2 protein-coding genes are annotated in these 1,786 nt (G+C 56.4%); both read right to left on the minus strand.

Annotation, left to right across the window (positions count from 1 at the left end):
- A partial coding sequence (locus HDE72_RS27535) for a type VI lipase adapter Tla3 domain-containing protein (protein ID WP_183748779.1) occupies nt 1–827 on the minus strand: 827 nt, incomplete at its 3' end.
- Between the two features lie 128 nt (nt 828–955).
- Nucleotides 956–1,786 (minus strand): effector protein Tle3 domain-containing protein (locus tag HDE72_RS27540; RefSeq protein ID WP_183748781.1); only part of this gene is annotated, 831 nt, incomplete at its 5' end.

Genomic DNA, 1,786 nt, shown 5'->3' on the forward strand with positions numbered 1-1,786 from the left:
GCCAGATACAGCCGCCGCGCCACGCCATAGGTGTTGAGGTCATCGACGCTGGCCTCGGGCGGCGCATCGTCGTAGGCAAACTTCCGCACTGCGTCAATACGTTCACGCCGCGCCAGCACGAACAGGGAGGAAGCGTCAGGCATTTCGGGGATGTAGCGGCCGTTCTTGACGAGTGAGGGAGATTTGTCTGGGCGGTATAGGTTACGTGTCGGCATGCTGTCTTCTGAGTTCAGCACGATGTAGGGCACGTCAGGGTTGGCGTCAAAAAATGCGAACACATCTTCCAATATACGGTCTGGATGTTCATTAAAACGGCGTGGGCCGACAAGGAATAGGTGCCAGTGCAGGCCAGAGGAGGAAGTATCGCCAGCGAAACCCATGAGCGGATTATCTGGCCGATCCACCATGCGCGAATTAAATACTGGCGGTTCTGCGTTAAACACGGGTACGCCAAAGTACATGGGAATATTATTTGCACCGTTTTCCAGTGCATCGCCACTTCGCCCCCCTGAAATGCCGGATCTTTCTGAGGCATCCCAGGGATATTTTTCCTTGTCCTGCTCCCGTATGCTGGTATGGGCATTTCCCTTTTGTAGCGCCTCCCAGAGCTTGCCCTGGCGGTATTTATCCAGGGTGACGCCCATGCTGATCACCTCCAGCACATATTCCCGCTTTTCCTGTTCGCTGGGGGCAGCCTGTTGTATCGTGGGCTTATCTATTGCCGCAGGCTTGTGTGACTGCATCCAGCGTGAGCCCAGCAAGCTTGCGGCCACGATGGGAGGAATCAATAACAGCCATTGCAGATACAGGCCTATTTTGCTGCTCATCGACGGCTCCTGTGAAGAAAATAAGCTAATGGGCGCTACTGATGGACTGATAAATAAGCAAAGTATTAGCAGTGCTAGGATGATGAGGATGGTGCTTAACGCGGATTGCGGGCTAGAGAGTAAATGCTTCATTTTGGAATCTCGTCGCTGGGTTTGTGCACGGATGGCACCGTCACGGACTCTGTGCGCCTGCCGTTGACTATTTCGCACACGACGGTGGAGGGCAGGCCGGCCTGCAAGGCCGGGATACAGGCCGGTAAGTGTCCCGAGCTGTAATAACGAACATTACCTTCAATGATCTGTCTGCGCTGTTCGGGTTCGGCGGCCCAATAGATATCAAACTGCTCTAAGAATTCTTCCCATCTGAGAATGGATGGCCGTTTACGTGTGTTTATATCGTTCTGCAACCGCCAATCCGCCACCGCACATAAATACCGGTAAAACCTCGGATCGCTGCTCGCCTTGCCGCCACCAATGGCCACGTCATACGCCGTCACATTGCAGTGGTTTTCCGCATTGCCGATAATGGCGCCGTGGAAGGATTTGGGACTGACTTCTTGTTGCCAGCGCTTGCGTGCTTCATCCGGGGTTTCTTCTCGGTAAATCAGCAGCTTGTCGCCGCCGCCCGGGTAACGCGAGACGCGCTCTATCCTGCAGCGCTCGCCTGGTTCCTTGCCCAGGTTCAGGGCTTTTTCCACCTGCTCTCTTTCGCCCGCGCCGAACAGGCCTGAGCCATATTCCGGTATGCGCTGCCCTGGCGGGCGCGGGTCGGCGATGATTTCCTGGGGCCGTTGTTGCAAGCCTTGCTTGCTGGTGATGGCGATGGCGGCGTCGATCGGGTCGACTTCTTCGCATGGTCCTTGCTGGTCGCGGGGCAGCCTGGCCTGGCTGGAAGTGCTGGGAAATTGGGCGGGCAGGATTTCGCCGCCATTCAAAACGGCCGCCACCGGCACGCGCAG

Origin of the sequence: Janthinobacterium saanense, assembly GCF_014200675.1 — a bacterium.
In the GTDB taxonomy this organism is placed as follows: Bacteria; Pseudomonadota; Gammaproteobacteria; order Burkholderiales; family Burkholderiaceae_D; genus Janthinobacterium.